Annotated in this window: 11 protein-coding genes; 4 read left to right on the top strand and 7 right to left on the bottom strand. The window is 70.7% G+C overall.

Annotated elements, in window-relative coordinates:
- Positions 1–142: 142 nt before the first annotated feature.
- The 4 genes from OHA91_RS16165 (at position 143) to OHA91_RS16150 (ending at position 3,329) form a co-directional block, all read left to right on the top strand.
- Positions 143–1,153: a polyprenyl synthetase family protein gene (locus OHA91_RS16165; RefSeq protein WP_031152610.1), complete on the top strand. Its 1,011-nt coding sequence runs from the start codon at positions 143–145 to the stop codon at positions 1,151–1,153.
- Positions 1,154–1,393: 240 nt separating this feature from the next.
- Positions 1,394–2,608 carry a LolA family protein gene (locus OHA91_RS16160; RefSeq protein WP_031152611.1) on the top strand — a complete coding sequence of 405 codons (1,215 nt, stop codon included), beginning with the start codon at positions 1,394–1,396 and terminating at the stop codon, positions 2,606–2,608.
- Between the two features lie 104 nt (positions 2,609–2,712).
- Complete coding sequence (locus OHA91_RS16155) at positions 2,713–2,916, top strand: ribbon-helix-helix domain-containing protein (protein ID WP_225884906.1); 204 nt, start codon at positions 2,713–2,715, stop codon at positions 2,914–2,916.
- Complete coding sequence (locus OHA91_RS16150) at positions 2,913–3,329, top strand: hypothetical protein (RefSeq protein WP_031152612.1); 417 nt, start codon at positions 2,913–2,915, stop codon at positions 3,327–3,329. The genes OHA91_RS16155 and OHA91_RS16150 overlap by 4 nt, the downstream gene beginning before the upstream one ends.
- Positions 3,330–3,390: 61 nt before the next feature.
- Here the strand turns inward: OHA91_RS16150 and OHA91_RS16145 are convergent, their stop codons facing one another.
- The 7 genes from OHA91_RS16145 to OHA91_RS16115 all read right to left on the bottom strand — a co-directional run bounded on the left by OHA91_RS16145 (position 3,391) and on the right by OHA91_RS16115 (position 12,468).
- Complete coding sequence (locus OHA91_RS16145) at positions 3,391–4,707, bottom strand: M28 family metallopeptidase (RefSeq protein WP_031152614.1); 1,317 nt, start codon at positions 4,705–4,707, stop codon at positions 3,391–3,393.
- Between the two features lie 225 nt (positions 4,708–4,932).
- Positions 4,933–5,877, bottom strand: a complete 945-nt coding sequence (gene rarD / locus OHA91_RS16140) for an EamA family transporter RarD (protein WP_031152616.1) — start codon at positions 5,875–5,877, stop codon at positions 4,933–4,935.
- A gap of 176 nt (positions 5,878–6,053) precedes the next feature.
- Positions 6,054–6,908, bottom strand: coding sequence for an SDR family oxidoreductase (locus OHA91_RS16135; protein ID WP_328739526.1), 855 nt, complete (start codon positions 6,906–6,908; stop codon positions 6,054–6,056).
- A 179-nt stretch (positions 6,909–7,087) separates the two neighbouring features.
- The gene (locus tag OHA91_RS16130) at positions 7,088–8,167 is read right to left on the bottom strand and encodes a 2-oxoacid:ferredoxin oxidoreductase subunit beta (RefSeq protein WP_328739525.1); all 1,080 of its coding nucleotides are present in this window, start codon (positions 8,165–8,167) and stop codon (positions 7,088–7,090) included.
- On the bottom strand, positions 8,160–10,103 hold the full coding sequence (locus tag OHA91_RS16125) for a 2-oxoacid:acceptor oxidoreductase subunit alpha (protein ID WP_031152627.1): 1,944 nt from the start codon (positions 10,101–10,103) through the stop codon (positions 8,160–8,162). Before OHA91_RS16125 ends, OHA91_RS16130 begins: the two co-directional genes overlap by 8 nt.
- 151 nt (positions 10,104–10,254) lie before the next feature.
- Positions 10,255–10,914, bottom strand: coding sequence for a response regulator transcription factor (locus tag OHA91_RS16120; protein ID WP_030653505.1), 660 nt, complete (start codon positions 10,912–10,914; stop codon positions 10,255–10,257).
- 252 nt (positions 10,915–11,166) lie between these two features.
- A complete protein-coding gene (locus OHA91_RS16115) occupies positions 11,167–12,468 on the bottom strand; it encodes a sensor histidine kinase (RefSeq protein ID WP_266499879.1) in 1,302 nt (433 codons plus the stop codon).
- Positions 12,469–12,552 lie beyond the last annotated feature (84 nt).

The following is a 12,552-nucleotide window of genomic DNA, read 5'->3' as shown; positions in this document are numbered from 1 at the left end:
TCGGGCAGTGTGGGGAGGGTGGCCGGGAAGGCCCTCTCGGTGATCGAAAACAGACCCGATACGCTGGCTTGAGTGATGGCAGCGACACATCGACAATCCATGTGATCGTCAGCGTGATCGTCAGCAGACAGGAGTACCCCTCGTGACCGTCGTCGGGCCGTTCGGACTGAGCGTGCGGGACCAGGCTCTTGAGACCGATGTCCAGGCCGGACTGGCCGCCGTCGAGGCGGGTCTGCTGGAAGCCACCAAGAGCGAAGTCCCCTTCATCACCGAGGCCGCACAGCACCTGGTCCGGGCCGGAGGCAAGCGGTTCCGGCCGCTGCTCGTCATGCTCGCGTCCCGTTTCGGCGACCCCTACGCGCCCGGGATCGTCCCGTCCGCCGTGGTGGTCGAGCTCACCCACCTGGCGACGCTCTACCACGACGACGTCATGGACGAGGCGGACGTGCGCCGCGGTGTGGAGAGCGCCAACGCCCGCTGGGGCAACTCGGTGGCCGTCCTCACGGGTGACTTCCTCTTCGCCCGTGCCTCGCACATCCTGGCCGACCTCGGGCCGGAGGCCGTACGCATCCAGGCGGAGGCCTTCGAGCGGCTCGTGACGGGCCAGATCCTGGAGACGGCCGGTCCGCGCGACGGCCGCGACCCCGTCGCCCACTACCTCGACGTCATCGCCGGCAAGACCGGCTCGCTGATCGCGGTCTCCGGCCGCTTCGGCGCGCTGATGTCCGGGGCCGACGAGTCGGTCGTCGACATCCTGACCCAGTACGGGGAGCGGCTCGGCACCGCCTTCCAGCTCGCCGACGACGTCCTCGACATCGCCTCCGACGCGCACGAGTCCGGCAAGACCCCGGGCACCGACCTGCGCGAGGGCATCCCGACGCTGCCCGTGCTGCGGCTGCGCGAGATGGCCGCGCGGGACGGCCGTCCGGAGGACCTGGAGCTCGTCGAGCTGCTGGACGGCGACCTGACGGACGACGCCCGCCACGCCGAGGTGCTCACCCGGCTGCGGGCGCACCCCGCCCTGGAGCAGGCCCGCCGCGACACCGTCCGGTACGCGCAGGACGCGCGGGCCACGCTCGCGCCGCTGCCCGAGTGCTTCGCGAAGGCGGCTCTGGAGGAGCTGTGCGACGCGGTGGTGCACCGCGCCGGCTGACGCCTCACGGCGGGCGCCCGCGCCCGAGGACACAGGACGGGCCCTCCGCCCGCCGACCCCTACGGGTCGGGGGAGGAGGGCCCGTTCCATGTCATCCCACGGTCGTACGCCCAGTTGCTTCCGGGGACTGACGCCCTGACGCCGCCGATTTGGTCAGATGGAGTCATCAAACCCCACCGGATCGGGTGAGCGCGGCGACATGCGGATCGCCGCCGTCAACACAGAGGGCAGGGCACTGACATGGCAGCGAACACGAAGACTTCTCGCAAGGTCGCCCGGTACGCCGTACCGGTAGCGGTGGCGGGTGTCGCCGCGGCGACCGTGGCGATGGTCCCGGCCTTCGCCAACGCCGGCGGGCCCGACCTGCCCAAGGTGACGGCGCAGCAGCTGATCGAGAAGGTCGCCGCCTCGGACGTGGAGCAGCTGTCGGGCACCGCGAAGATCAGCACCGACCTGGGCCTGCCGAAGATCGCGTCCGGCCTGCTCGGCGGCGGCGGTGTCACGGGCGGCTCGGCGAACCCGGAGGACAAGGTCGCGCAGCTGGCGAACGGCACGCACACGCTGCGTGTCGCGGCCGACGGCGAGGATCGCCAGAAGCTCACCTTCCTGGACGGCAAGGACGAGTACAGCCTCATCCACAACGGCGACGACGTGTGGGGCTACGACTCCAAGTCGAACGAGGTCTTCCACGAGAAGGCGTCCCCGTCGGACCGGGGTGCCGGCAAGGGCGCGGGCAAGGAGCACAAGACCGGCGACCGGCTGAACGCCTCCCCCCAGAAGCTGGCCGAGGAGATCCTCGCGGCCGCCGGCCCCACCACGGACGTCAGCGTCGGCGAGACCGCGCAGGTGGCCGGGCGCGACGCCTACCAGCTGGTGCTCAAGCCCAAGCAGGCCGGCTCGACCGTCGGATCGGTGCAGATCGCGGTGGACGCCAAGAACGGCGTGCCGCTGCGCGTGCAGCTGCTCTCGGCGCAGGGCGGCAAGCCGATCGTGGACGCCGGCTTCACCAAGGTGGACTTCGCCAAGCCGTCCGCCGACACCTTCACCTTCACCCCGCCCAAGGGCGCCAAGGTGACCGAGGGCGTGGACGGCCACGGCAAGGGCGACAAGGACGGCGCGTTCAAGGCGCTGGAGTCCTTCCCGGGCCTGGACGGGCTGGCCGGCGGTCCGGGCGGCAAGGGCGACGTGAAGGTGCTCGGCGAGGGCTGGGCCACCATCGCGCGGATCGACTCGGGCGCAGGCAAGGGCCTCAAGGAGCTGGAGAACGACAAGAACGCCCCGAAGGAGGCCAAGCAGTTCCTCGACTCCCTCGGGGACAAGGTCAACGGGTCGTTCGGTGAGGGCCGGGTCCTGTCGACCCGCCTGTTCAACGTCCTGGTCACCGACGACGGCAAGGTCTACGCCGGCGCGGTCACCAAGGACACGCTGGTGAAGGCGGCCGACGCCAACAAGTAGCCGTTCCGGTCACGGGCGGCCGAGGGTGGGCGGGGACTGTGTCCCTGCCCACCCTTGCCGCGTTACTGCTGCCCGTACAGCGCGGCCGCTGTACGGTGTTGGACATGTCGAGACACGTCACCATCCGCCTGGACGAAGAGTTCCACGAGCGCCTCAAGGCGCGCGCGGCGGCGCTGGGGACGACGGTCACCGCGCTGATCACCGAGGTCACCGAACGCGAACTCGACGAGGACCGGAAGAACTTCCTCTCCGGCATAGAGGAGTTCGCCGATCACTGGGGCTACTTCCAGGAGCGGTTCGGCAATTGAAGATCACCATGGAGTGGGCCTGGACCGCTCTGGCCCACCATCTCCCGTCAGATCCCGCGGTGTGGGATCCCTCCGGGGTGGCCGCCGCGGTCGCCCGGCACCAGAACGACCTGGTCATGGTGCCCGAACAGCCCGCCCCGGACACCGCGTGGCGGGCCGCCGCGTTTCTGCACACCCTCGCGGTCTGCCCGGCGCTGGAATCGCCGATGAACGAGTTCTACGCGGCCGCGGCGACCCGCTCGTACCTGCGGGTGGCCGGAGCCGCGAAGCTGCCCTCGCCGGAGGAGCTCGGCGATCTGGTCGAGGCGGCGAAGCTGGGCCGCGCGGACGTCGCGGCCGTGGCCGAGGAGCTGCGGGCCCGTATGAGGGAGCCGCTGGAGGCCTCGTCCCGGGGCCGCGCCGAGGACGGCTGAGCTCCGGCACGATCCGGGCGGATCATGCCGGAGCCCTGGGGAGACCGGGAGGGCCGGCCGCCTAGAAGGTGATCTTCCAGCTGTTGATGTAGCCGACGTCCTGTGCGGCCGTGTCCTTGACCCGCAGGTTCCAGGTCCCGTTCGCGACCTCGCTGGAGGCGTTGACGGTGTACGACCCCACGATGTTGTCGGCGCTGCCGCCGGAGCGGTTGTGCAGGTTGTAGACCGTGCCGTCCGGGGCGACCAGGTCGACCACCAGGTCACCGCGGTAGGTGTGGACGATGTTCACGTCCACCTTGGTGGTGGCCGGGGCGTTGCCCGCGACACCCGAGACCGTGATCGGCGAGTTGACCGCGGCGGCGGGGGAGTCCGGGATGTTCACGTCCGCCGTGTTCTCGAAGGACGGGCCGGGCGGGACCGGGGTGGAGGCGCCCAGGTTCCAGATCGCGTAGGCGACGGCGTCCGAGTTGCGGTCCAGGGCGGTGTCGTTGATGTTCGCGGTGTTGTCGCAGGAGGAGTGGTAGCAGCGGTCGAAGGACTGGCCGGCGGTGCCGCCCCACTTCTGCGCCTGCGCGGAGGACTTGGTGTTGCTGGCCCCGGTGAACAGGCCGCCGACCGGTATGCCCACGTTCTTGAAGGAGGCGTGGTCGGAGCGGCCGTCGCCCTCGGTCTCGATCTCGGTCGGGACGCCGATGCCCGCGTAGTAGTTCTTGAAGGTCTGCTCGATCGTCGGGTCGTCGTCGTAGACGAAGTAGCCCGGGTTCGGCGAGCCGATCATGTCGAAGTTCAGGTACCCGGCGAACTTGGCCCGCTCGGCCGCCGGCAGGTTGTTGACGTAGTACTTCGACCCGACCAGGCCCAGCTCCTCCGCGCCCCACCAGCCGAAGCGCAGGTGCTTGGTGGGCTGCAGCCCGGCCCGGGAGACGGCGAGGGCCGTCTCCAGGACGGCCGCGCTGCCGGAGCCGTTGTCGTTGATGCCCGCGCCCGAGGTGACGGAGTCGAGGTGCGCGCCGGCCATCAGGACCGAGTTGGGGTCGCCGCCCGGCCAGTCGGCGATCAGGTTGTAGCCGGTGGCGCCGCTGGAGGTGAAGGTCTGCAGCGTCGTGGTGAAGCCCGCGGCGTCGAGCTTGGCCTTCACGTAGTCGATCGAGGCCTTGTAGCCGGCCCGGCCGTGGGCGCGGTTGCCGCCGTTGTTGGCGGCGATCGTCGAGAGCTGCGACAGGTGGGCCTTGACGTTGGCCAGCGGGATGTCGGGCGGGGTCGGCGCCGCGGCGACCGCCGTGGGGGCGGCGAGTGCGGCGGGGGCGGCGGAGGCGAACAGGCCGGCGACCGCGAGTGCGGTCACGGCAGCGAGGCGCCGGGAGACGGACAGGCTCATGTGGGGGCTCCGGGATTCCGCTGGGGATATGACGGAACGAGCGAGATAGAGCATGTGAGCGTTAGTGCGTCAGTGCGAGCCTGATGTTCAGCGAGAGTGTGACTGTCCGTCAAGACCTCAATTCGGTCAGGGCAGTTCGGTAAACGGACGATCCCCGGTACGGAGGGTCCGTACCGGGGATCGTGAGGGCGGAGCGTTTGCTGTTGCGGGCCCTGCGGGCGGTCGTTACGCCGGTTCGCGGGCCGGCGCCGGGGCGACCACGGGGGCCGCCACCAGCCGGGCGCGCGAGCGCCGCGCCGTACGCAGCGCGTCCCAGGTCAGGAGGGCCAGCGCGGCCCACACCAGGGAGAAGCCGGCCCAGCGCTCGGGCGGCATGGCCTCGTGGAAGTACAGGACGCCGAGCCCGAACTGGAACACCGGGGCCATGTACTGGAGCAGCCCGAGGGTCGACAGCGGGACCCGGATGGCCGCCGCGCCGAAGAACACCAGCGGGATCGCCGTGACCAGGCCGGTCGCGGCCAGCAGCAGCGCGTGGCCGACACCTTGCGAGGTGAAGCTGGACTGGCCCTGCGCGCCCAGCCACAGCAGGTAGCCGAGGGCCGGCAGGAACAGCATGGCCGTCTCGGCGGCCAGCGACTCCAGCCCGCCCATGTTGAGCTTCTTCTTGATCAGCCCGTACGTCGCGAAGGAGCAGGCCAGGACCAGCGAGATCCACGGCGGCCGCCCGTAGCCGATGGCCAGCACGAGCACGGCGACGAAGCTGAGGCCGACGGCCACCCACTGCGCGCGGCGCAGCCGCTCACCCAGGACCAGCACGCCCATCGCGATGCTGACCAGCGGGTTGATGAAGTAGCCGAGGCTCGATTCGACGACGTGGCCGTTGTTGACCGACCAGATGTACAGGCCCCAGTTCACGCTGATCACCGATGCGGCCAACGCGGTCAGGCCCAGCTTGCGCGGCTGCCGCAGCAGCTCGCGTATCCAGCCCCAGCGGCGCACCGCGAGCAGGGCCAGTCCGACCACGGCCAGGGACCACGTCATGCGGTGGGCGAGGATCTCGACGGCTCCGGCGGGCATCAGGAGCGGCCAGAAGAGGGGGACCAGGCCCCACATCCCGTAGGCGCCGAATCCGTAGAGCAAACCCGCGCGCTGCTCGTTCTGTGCCTTCACGGGGCCTCCTGTGCGACTTCCAGCCAACTTCACGACGGTATCGCCGCGCGGCCCAGATGTCATGCCCGTAATCGGGAGATACTCATGACATCTTTCGGGGCCTGCCGGGAGCCCGCCCGTCCACGCCGGCGCGGTCAGGACGGCGCGGTCGGGCCAGTGCGGTCAGGACGGCGCGGTCAGGCCAGTGCGGCGCCGATCGCCTCGGCGACCGGGGTCGTGGGCCGCCCGATCAGCCGGGCCAGGTCTCCGCCGGTGCCCGCCAGCCGGCCGCGCGCGATCGCCGCGTCCACGTCGACGATGATCGCCGCGAAGCCCTCGGGCACCCCGGCGCCCGTCAGGATCTTCAGGTGTTCGTCGGCCGGGACCTCGGTGTACGCGATCTCCTTGCCGCTCTGCGCCGACACCTCGGCCGCGTACTCCGCGAGGCTCCACGCGGTGTCGCCGGAGAGCTCGTAGATCGCGTTCAGGTGCCCCTCGCCGGTGAGCACCACGGCCGCGGCGGCCGCGTAGTCGGCGCGCGCCGCCGAGGCGATCCGGCCCTCGCCCGAGCTGGCCACGACGGCTCCGTGCCCGAGGGCGGTCGGCAGTTCGCGGGTGTAGTTCTCGTGGTACCAGCCGTTGCGCAGGAAGGTGTACGGGAGCCCGGAGGCGAGGACGGCCTGCTCGGTGGCGGTGTGCTCGGCGGCCAGCTCGAAGTCCGCCTCCGGGCCGCCGAGTATGCCGGTGTAGGCCAGCTGCGCCACGCCGGCCGCCTTCGCGGCGTCGATCACGGCGGTGTGCTGGGCGACGCGCCGCCCGATCTCGTTGCCGGAGATCAGCAGCACGCGGTCGCCGGGCCGGAAGACGCCGGCCAGGGCGGCCGGGTCGTCGTAGTCGGCGACGCGCACCTGGATCCCGCGTGCGGCCAGGTCGGCGGCCTTCTCCCCGTTGCGGACGACGACGGCGACTCGGTCGGCGGGAACCCGTTCCAGCAGCTCCTCGACGACAAGACGGCCGAGGGCTCCGGTGGCTGCGGTGACGACGATGCTCATGACTGCTCTCCTCGTTGGGCGACCACACCAGCCTACGGTAAGCGCTAACTTTTAGAAAGTGCTGCGCTGGGGAGAGTGCACGGCAACGGGGCCGCACACACCGAAGCCCGGACCCGCTGGGGTCCGGGCTTCCCGGCGGCCGTGTCGTCCGAGTCGGCCGAGGAGGTCGACCGAGGACGTCAGCCGACGACGGTCCAGGTGTCGCTCCCGTTCAGCAGCGCGCCCAGGTCGCCCTTGCCGCTGCGGTCGATGGCCGCGTCCAGCTGATCGGCCATGAGGGCGTCGTAGACCGGCCGTTCGACGCTGCGGAAGACGCCGATCGGAGTGCGGTGCAGGGTGTCCGGGTCGGCGAGGCGGGAGAGCGCGAACGCCGTGGTGGGGCTGGCGGTCCCGGCGTCGTGGACCAGGACCTGTCCCTCGTTGGCGGGGGTCACCTCGACGACCTCCAGGTCCCCGGTGGCCTGGTTGCGCACCACGCCCTTCTCGTCGTCCGCGCCGAATCGGATCGGCCGGCCGTGCTCCAGCCTGATCACCGCCTCGCGGGCCTGGTCCTTGTCCTTGAGGACCTCGAAGGCGCCGTCGTTGAAGATGTTGCAGTTCTGGTAGATCTCGACGAGCGCCGTGCCCTGGTGGTCGGCCGCCTGGCGCAGCACCTCGGTCAGGTGCTTGCGGTCGGAGTCGACGGTGCGGGCGACGAAGGACGCCTCGGCGCCGATCGCCAGCGACACCGGGTTGAAGGGCGCGTCGAGCGAGCCCATCGGCGTCGACTTGGTGATCTTGCCGACCTCGGAGGTGGGGGAGTACTGGCCCTTGGTCAGCCCGTAGATCCGGTTGTTGAAGAGCAGGATCTTCAGGTTGACGTTGCGGCGCAGGGCGTGGATCAGGTGGTTGCCGCCGATGGACAGCGCGTCGCCGTCACCGGTGACGACCCACACCGACAGGTCGCGGCGGGAGGTGGCGAGGCCTGTCGCGATGGCGGGGGCCCGGCCGTGGATCGAGTGCATCCCGTAGGTGTTCATGTAGTACGGGAAGCGGGAGGAGCACCCGATGCCGGAGACGAAGACGATGTTCTCCTTCGCCAGCCCCAGCTCGGGCATGAAGCCCTGGACGGCGGCGAGCACGGCGTAGTCGCCGCAACCCGGGCACCAGCGGACCTCCTGGTCCGACTTGAAGTCCTTCATCGACTGCTTGCTCTCGGCCTTGGGTACCAGCGAGAGCAGGGTCCGCGCCCCGTCGGTCGCCTCGGTCACCTCAGTCATCGATGGCCTCCTTGAGAACCTTGGCGAGCTGCTCGGCCTTGAAGGGCATTCCGTTCACCTGGTTGTACGACTGGGCGTCGACCAGGTATTTCGCGCGGATCAATGTGGCGAGCTGCCCGAGGTTCATCTCCGGCACCACTACCTTCTCGTAACGCTCCAGGACCTCGCCGAGATTCCTGGGGAAGGGGTTGAGGTGGCGCAGGTGGGCCTGGGCGACGGGGAGTCCGGCGACCCGGAGCCGGCGGACCGCGGCGGTGATGGGGCCGTAGGTGGAACCCCAGCCGAGGACCAGCGTGGTGGCGCGGTCCGGGTCGTCGACGTCGAGGTCGGGCACCTCGATGCCGTCGATCTTGGCCTGGCGGGTGCGGACCATGAGGTCGTGGTTGGCCGGGTCGTAGGAGATGTTGCCCGTGCCGTCCTGCTTCTCGATGCCGCCGATGCGGTGTTCGAGGCCGGGGGTGCCGGGGACCGCCCAGGGCCGGGCCAGGGTCTCCGGATCCCGCTTGTAGGGCCAGAAGACCTCGGTGCCGTCGGCGAGCGCGTGGTTCGCGCCGGTGGCGAACTTGACCTTCAGGTCCGGCAGGTCCGCGACCTCCGGGATCCGCCACGGTTCCGAGCCGTTGGCGAGGTAGCCGTCGGAGAGCAGGAACACCGGCGTCCGGTAGGTCAGCGCGATACGGGCCGCGTCCAGGGCGGCGTCGAAGCAGTCCGCCGGGGTCCTCGGCGCCACGATCGGGACGGGCGCCTCGCCGTTGCGGCCGAACATGGCCTGGAGGAGGTCCGCCTGCTCGGTCTTGGTCGGAAGGCCGGTGGAAGGGCCGCCGCGCTGGATGTCCACGATGAGCAGCGGCAGTTCCAGCGACACCGCCAGGCCGATCGTCTCCGACTTGAGCGCCACACCGGGCCCGGAGGTGGTGGTGACCCCGAGCGCCCCGCCGAAGGCCGCTCCGAGCGCCGCGCCGATGCCGGCGATCTCGTCCTCGGCCTGGAAGGTCCGCACGCCGAAGTTCTTGTGCTTCGACAGCTCGTGCAGGATGTCCGAGGCCGGGGTGATCGGGTAGGAGCCCAGGTAGAGGGGCAGATCGGCCTGCTGGCTCGCGGCGATGAGGCCGTAGGAGAGGGCCAGGTTCCCGGAGATGTTGCGGTAGGTGCCGGTGGGGAAGGCCTGGGTCGCGGGCGCGACCTCGTAGGAGACGGCGAAGTCCTCGGTCGTCTCGCCGAAGTTCCAACCGGCCCGGAAGGCCACGATGTTCGCCTCGGCGATCTCGGGCTTCTTCGCGAACTTCTGCCGCAGGAAGCTCTCCGTGGCCTCGGTCGGCCGGTGGTACATCCACGACAGCAGGCCCAGCGCGAACATGTTCTTGCTGCGCTCGGCCTCCTTGCGGGAGAGCCCGAAGTCCTTCAGCGCCTCCACCGTCAGCGTGGTCAGCGGCACCGGGTGCAGGTTGTAGGCGGCCAGCGAGCCGTCTTCCAGCGGCGAGGTCTCGTACCCGACCTTGGCCATGGGGCGCTTGGTGAACTCGTCCGTGTTGACGATGATCTCCGCGCCGCGCGGTACGTCGGCGATGTTCGCCTTGAGCGCCGCGGGGTTCATGGCCACCAGCACGTTGGGGGCGTCGCCCGGCGTGAGGATGTCGTGGTCGGCGAAGTGGAGCTGGAAGGAGGAGACGCCCGGCAGGGTGCCGGCGGGGGCGCGGATCTCGGCCGGGAAGTTCGGCAGCGTCGACAGGTCGTTCCCGAACGACGCGGTCTCCGAGGTGAACCGGTCACCGGTGAGCTGCATACCGTCACCGGAGTCACCCGCGAACCGGATGATCACCCGATCGAGACGCCGTACTTCCTTGCCGTCCGGATTCCCCGGAGTGCGCTGTCCACCGACAACCGCACCGCCGGAGCCGTCGGCCTGCTCCGCTGGGCTGCTGACCTGGCTGGTCACTGAACTGGACCTCCTTCGAGGCGTGAGCACCCCCATAACCCACCCTACGTCGGTAGGGATCAGGTCCCCAGGAGCGACCACATTCTGGACCGTAGGACCGCCCTTTGAGACGGCCCTGCCGGTATGCCGTATCTGACAGAGTGTCAGTCGATCAAGATTTCAGGTAGGTGAGAACGGCCAGTACGCGCCGGTGATCCCCGTCACTCGGCGACAGGCCCAGTTTCATGAAGATGTTGCTGACGTGCTTCTCCACCGCGCCGTCGCTCACGACCAGCTGCTTCGCCACGGCGGAATTGGTGCGGCCCTCGGCCATCAGCCCGAGCACCTCGCGCTCCCGCGGCGTCAGACCCGCCAGCACGTCCTGCTTCCGGCTGCGCCCGAGCAGCTGGGCGACGACCTCGGGGTCCAGGGCGGTGCCGCCCCGGGCCACCCGGACCACCGCGTCCAGGAACTCGCGCACCTCTGCCACCCGGTCCTTCAGCAGATACCCCACTCCGGTACTGGAACCGGCCAGGAGCTCGGTGGCGTACTGCTCCTCCACGTACTGCGACAGCACGAGCACGCCTATCCCGGGGTGATCGCGCCGCAGCCGTACGGCGGCCCGCACGCCCTCGTCGGTGTGCGTCGGCGGCATCCGCACGTCCGCGACCACCACGTCCGGCAGCGCATCCTCGGCGGCGAGGTCCGCCACCGTCTTGATCAGGGCTTCCGCGTCCCCGACGCCCGCCACGACGTCATGCCCCCGGTCGGTCAGCAACCGGGTCAGGCCCTCGCGCAGCAGCACTGAATCCTCGGCGATGACCACCCGCACCCTGTCGTCCACGATTCAGCAGCTCCCGCATCCACTCGTTCCCGTACTGCCCGACTCAGCCAAGCATCCCAGCCTTAAGTCCCGGTGAAGGCAGAGCCGGGACAACACGTGGGCGTACGGGGGGAGTTTTCACATGCGGATGCGCCTGTGACTGCTCCGGAAGGGCGCGGCGCCCCGGGAGGCGGGGCCGCGCCGGACGCACGACGGGACCCCCGCCCACCCGGACGGGAGTCCCACGGCTCCGCACGGGCGTCAGGGCCGCCACGGCAGCTCGGCGGTGACCGTCGTCCCCCCGCCCTCGGGGGAGTCGACGACCAGCACCCCGTCCACGGCGTCAAGCCGCTCGGCGAGCCCCGCCAGCCCCGTCCCGTCCCGCAGGCTCGCGCCGCCCCGGCCGTCGTCGGCGACCTGGAGCAGCAGCCGCCCCCCGGACTTCCACACGTCCACCGAGGCGGACCGGGCCACGGCGTGCTTGCTGATGTTCTGCAGCAGCTCCGAGACCGTGAAGTACGCGATCCCCTCGATGGCCGCGGCCGGCCGGCCCGGGAGGTCCACGGCCACCCGTACCGGCACGGTGCACCGCGAGGCCACCGCGGACAGCGCCGCGTCCAGTCCGCGGTCCGTCAGTACCGCCGGGTGGATCCCGCGGGCCAGGTCCCGCAGCTCCTGGAGGGCGATCTTCACCTCGCCGTGCGCCTCGTCCACCATGCGGGCGGCGGCCCGCGGGTCCTCGCCGAGCTTCTCCTTCGCCAGCCCCAGGTCCATCGCCAGCGCCACCAGCCGGGCCTGTGCGCCGTCGTGCAGATCCCGTTCGATGCGCCGCAGGTCGGCGGCGGCGGTGTCCACGACGACCCCCCGGTCGGACTCCAACTCGGTGACCCGGCTGTCCAGCCGCGACGCCCCCAGCAGCCCGCCGACCATGACGCGGTCGACGGTGGTCAGGGCCCGGATCAGCCACGGGGTGGCGAGGGTGAGGGCCAGCCCGACGAGGCAGGTGAGGGCGATCTCCGCGGGGGAGTCGAGGTAGAAGGAGTAGTCGCCGTTCTGGAAGAGCTGGAGGCCCGGCTGGTCGGTGTAGGCCGGGAAGACCCAGAACCACAGCGGGTACAGCAGGTACGCCCAACCCGCCGCCCAGAACGTCAGTGCCAGGCAGAAACCGAACACCGCCCACGGGAAGTGGATCACGGAGTACAGCACGTGCCGCCAGGCGCTGCCGCTCTTGAGCACCGCGCCCATCGCGGCGAGCGCCCCGCTCTTCTTCGCCCGGATCGGAGCGGGCTCGATGACGTCCGCCCCGAGCAGCGCGCGCACCCGGGCCCGCTCCACCCGGCCGAACCCGCGGCACATGGCGAGGACGCCCGCCAGGACCGGGACGCCGAGGAAGGTGACGAGCAGCCCGGCCCCGAGGCTCACGCCGGCGATGGCCAGCGAGAAGTACAGGGTGCTCAGCGGCAGCCCTACCAGCAGGTACGCGAACTCCCGCCAGGTCCGCCCCGCCACCGGGGCCCGCAGCACCGCGCCGACACCGCCACGCCCGCCCTTGCCGTCGTCCATCTCCCGACCGCCCTTCCGCTCCTCGACCACACCCCAACCCTCCCGTCCACCCCCACCCCGCAACCATCCGGCGGGTAGGCCTCT

It is taken from the genome of Streptomyces erythrochromogenes, assembly GCF_036170895.1.
In the GTDB taxonomy this organism is placed as follows: Bacteria; Actinomycetota; Actinomycetes; order Streptomycetales; family Streptomycetaceae; genus Streptomyces; species Streptomyces erythrochromogenes.
Note: the sequence above shows the minus strand (reverse complement) of the source record. Positions and strands in the feature narration are given on the sequence as shown.